The organism is Vibrio sp. 1978 (assembly GCF_033344345.1).
On record NZ_JAWPOP010000360.1, the window covers coordinates 1 to 767 of the forward strand.

1 protein-coding gene is annotated in these 767 nt (G+C 48.6%); it reads right to left on the reverse strand.

From position 1 onward, the window contains the following. Positions 1 to 729: ABC transporter ATP-binding protein (locus R8N49_RS26625; RefSeq protein ID WP_318190385.1), on the reverse strand; the 729-nt coding region annotated here is incomplete at its 3' end. Positions 730 to 767: the final 38 nt, after the last annotated feature.

The window sequence follows — 767 nt, forward strand, 5'->3', positions numbered from 1 at the left end:
AGAAGAGAGTGGGTGCATCGCTTCAATTTGCGCACGGTGTTCGTCATTGGCATCGAGAATAAAGTAGTCTTCACTGATGCTGTCCATTGAGGTTTGCAGCACCGGGCGACCGTGTTTAAGAATCAACACATCGGTTAACAGATGCTCGATCTCGGAAACTTCATGGCTGGTGATGATCAGAACGCGTTCACCATCGTGAAACCATTCCAGTAAATGACGGTAGAAGGTGTCGCGGTAAACCAAATCCAAACCAAGAGTTGGTTCATCCAAAATCAGGATTTGTGTATTGGTTGCGATAACAATGGCAAGGTGCAATTGCACTTTCATCCCTTTCGAAAGGGCTCTGATTTTCGCACGAGGTTTGATGTCGGTTTGACGGAGCAGCGCATCTGCTTTGCTGCGATTGAAACCCGGGTGAACCCCTTCGGTATAACTCAGAAGCTGAGAGACCGTCATCCAATCTGGCAAAACATTCACATCTGAGATGTACGACAAATTCTGCATGATCTTGTCACGCTGCATCATGGGCTCGAAGCCATTGATGCGAATAGTCCCTTCGTAGTCGTGGGCGCCGAGTAGGGCGTTAATAAGCGTCGACTTACCCGCGCCATTGTGGCCGAGTAAACCAAGCACTTGACCAGCATGCAAGTCAAAACTCACATCATGAAGCGCCTCTCCTTGTTGACGGTACTGCTTGGAGACGTTTTTTACACTGACTAATGCGCTCATTGGTCACCTATCATATGGGGGGTGAGTTGCTGGACAAG